The sequence below is a fragment of the Micromonospora sp. NPDC049580 genome (assembly GCF_040675595.1).
Taxonomy (GTDB): Bacteria; Actinomycetota; Actinomycetes; order Mycobacteriales; family Micromonosporaceae; genus Micromonospora.
In genome coordinates this window covers 1-3,000 of record NZ_JBFAPG010000624.1, presented here as the reverse complement: position 1 = coordinate 3,000, position 3,000 = coordinate 1, and the positions used below count along the sequence as shown (strand labels likewise).

The window sequence follows — 3,000 nt, the reverse complement described above, 5'->3', positions numbered from 1 at the left end:
CTCGGGGTGGGGGGGGGGGGGCTTGTTTTTTGTTTTCTGGGTGGGGGGGGGGGGGGAGTCTACCACCCCCCCCCCCACCGCCGGGCGATCAGTCCAGGTCGAACTCGCCGTCCTGCGCGCCCGCGACGAACGCGTCCCACTCGGCCTGGGTGAAGACGAGCACGGGGCCCTCCGGCTCGGCGGAGTTGCGCATCCCGATCAGATCGTCGACGAACGCGACCTCGACGGCGCTCTCCGAGGTGTCCCCCTCGGCCCGTTGCCAGACGGCCCGGGAGAGGTCGAAATCGCCCTTGGGGTGCTGCGCCATGGTTCTTTCCTCCAGTGCGGGGGCCGTCTGGGGACCGCGTGCCGATCCCCATCGGGCAGGATAAGCGGATGCCGAGCCTGACCCGTGTAGAGGCGACCGCGCGTGGCGCGGCGATTACTGTCGAGTCCTATCAGGTGGACCTCGACCTGACCGGCGACGGGGACCTGTTCCGTTCCCGCGTCGAGATCCGGTTCCGGGCGACCCCCGGCACCGCGACCTTCGCCGAGGTCAAGCCCGCCAACCTCCTCGCGGTACGCCTCAACGACCGCGACGTCGACCCCGGCACGTTGACCGACAACAAGCTGCCGCTGGCCGACCTCGACACGACGAACACCCTGTTCGTCGAGGCGGAGATGGCGTACTCCAACGCCGGGGAGGGGCTGCACCGCTTCGTCGATCCGGCCGACGGCGAGACCTATCTCTACGCGATGTCGTTCCTCGACAACGCCCAGCGCATCTTCGCCGCGTTCGACCAGCCCGACCTCAAGGCCCCGTTCACCCTCACGGTCACCGCGCCGCCGCAGTGGACGGTCTCCGGCAACGCCGAGGTGGTCGCCACCCCGGCCCCGGGGCGCTGGGAGTTCGCCCCGACCGCGCCGCTGGCGACGTACTTCTTCTCGCTGATCGCCGGGCCGTACCACGTCCGGCGGGCCGAGCACGACGGTGTGCCGCTGGGCCTCTACTGTCGACGGTCGCTCGCCGAGCACCTCGACGCCGACGCCGAGGAGATCTTCACCGTCACCGGGCAGTGCCTGGACCGGTTCCACCAGCTCTTCATCGAGCGCTACCCGTTCGGCAAGTACGACCAGGCGTTCGTCCCCGAGTTCAACGCCGGGGCGATGGAAAATCCGGGCATCGTCACCTTCCGCGACGACTACGTGTTCCGCTCGGCGGTCACCGACACCCAGCGCGAGCTGCGGGCCACCACCATCGCCCACGAGATGGCGCACATGTGGTTCGGTGACCTGGTCACCATGCGCTGGTGGGACGACCTGTGGCTCAACGAGTCGTTCGCCGAGTACCTGGGCACCCGGGTCACCGCCGAGGCGACCCGCTTCGACCAGTCGTGGACCACGTTCGCCATGCGCCGCAAGGCCTGGGGGTACGCGGCCGACCAGCGCCCCTCCACCCACCCGGTCGCCCCGCCGGAGGTGGCCGACGCCGACGAGGCCCTGCTCAACTTCGACGGCATCTCGTACGCCAAGGGCGCCTCCGTGCTGCGGCAGCTCGTGGCGTGGCTCGGCGACGAGGCGTTCCTCGCCGGCCTGAACGCGCACTTCGCGGCGCACCGCTTCGGCAACGCCACCCTCGCCGACCTGCTGGCCAGCCTGAGCACGGCCAGCGGCCGGGACCTGTCCGGATGGGCCGAGCTGTGGCTGCGCCAGCCGCAGGTCAACACGCTGCGCGCCGAGGTCGCCGTCGACGCCGACGGCCGCTACACCGAGGTCGCCGTGGTGCAGACCGCGCCCGAGTCGCATCCGGTGCTGCGTCCGCACCGCATCGGCGTGGGCCGGTACGCGGCGGACGGCACGGTGCGGCGCGACGAGGTGGATCTCGACCCGGCCGTCGACGGTGGTCGGACCGTGCTCGGCGCGTTGACCGGCGAGCCGGCGGCCCGGGTGCTGCTGCTCAACGACGGTGACCTCACCTTCGCCAAGGTGCGCCTCGACCCGGCGTCGGCGGACGCCGTCGCGCTGGTCCTGCCGGGCCTGGCCGACCCGCTCACCCGGGCGGTGCTCTGGAGCGAGGCACTGGACGCGGTGACCGACGGGGAGCGACCGGTCAGCGGCCTCGTCGACCTGATGGTCGCGGCGCTGCCGGCCGAGACCGAGGTGATCATCGCGGAGGACGTGCTGACCCTCAGCCGGTCCCTGGTGGACCGCTACCTCGACCCGCTGGCCCGTTCGGCGGCGCTGGCCCGGGTCGCCCTGGCCTGCCGACAGCTGCTGGACGGCGCCACGGCGGGGGAGTCGTTGCAGCTCGCCGCCGCGCGCGGCTGGATCGCCGCGACCACCGACACGGACCTGCTCGTCGGTTGGCTCGCCGGCCGGGACGTACCGCCGGGGCTGAAGGTCGACGCCGAGCTGCGGTGGGCGGTGCTGCGCCGGCTCGTGGTGCTGGGCGCGGCCGGGGAGGCGGAGATCGCCGCCGAGGCGGCCGCCGACGTCAGCTCCACCGGCGCGGAACGGGCCGCCCGCTGCCGGGCCGCTCTGCCCGACCCGGCCGCCAAGCAGGCGGCATGGGAGATCATCGTGCGCGACACCGAGCTGTCCAACCGGCTGCTGGAGGCGACGGCCGAGGGGTTCTGGCAGCCCGAGCAGGCCGACCTGACCGCCGCGTACGTCGAGCGGTACTTCACGGAGATGCCGGCCGCCGCGCGTCGGCGTACCGCGTGGACGGCCGACCGGGTGGCGAAGCTGGCGTTTCCCCACTACGCCGTGGCGCAGCCGACCCGGGAGGCGGCCGCGGCGCTGCTGGCCCGCGACGACCTGACCCCGGGCCTGCGCCGGGTGGTCACCGACGCGGACGACGACCTGCGGAGCGCGCTCGTCGCCCGGACGGCGGTGGCCGCCGCCGCAGCCTGAGGCGGGGTCACGGCGGCAGCCTGAGGCCGGGCCGCCGAGACGATTCGGTGCCGGCAGGGCGCGGGGCGGCCCGGCCACCCCGCGCCCTGCGGTCAGCGCAGCGCGGGC

2 protein-coding genes are annotated in these 3,000 nt (G+C 73.4%); one reads left to right on the top strand and one right to left on the bottom strand.

Annotated elements, in window-relative coordinates:
* Positions 1–88: 88 nt before the first annotated feature.
* Positions 89–307, bottom strand: coding sequence for a DUF397 domain-containing protein (locus tag AB0J68_RS30110; RefSeq protein WP_007464035.1), 219 nt, complete (start codon positions 305–307; stop codon positions 89–91).
* Positions 308–375: 68 nt separating this feature from the next.
* On the opposite strand from AB0J68_RS30110, the gene pepN reads away from it, so the two are divergent.
* On the top strand, positions 376–2,892 hold the full coding sequence (gene pepN, locus AB0J68_RS30105; protein ID WP_363942021.1) for an aminopeptidase N: 2,517 nt from the start codon (positions 376–378) through the stop codon (positions 2,890–2,892).
* Positions 2,893–3,000 lie beyond the last annotated feature (108 nt).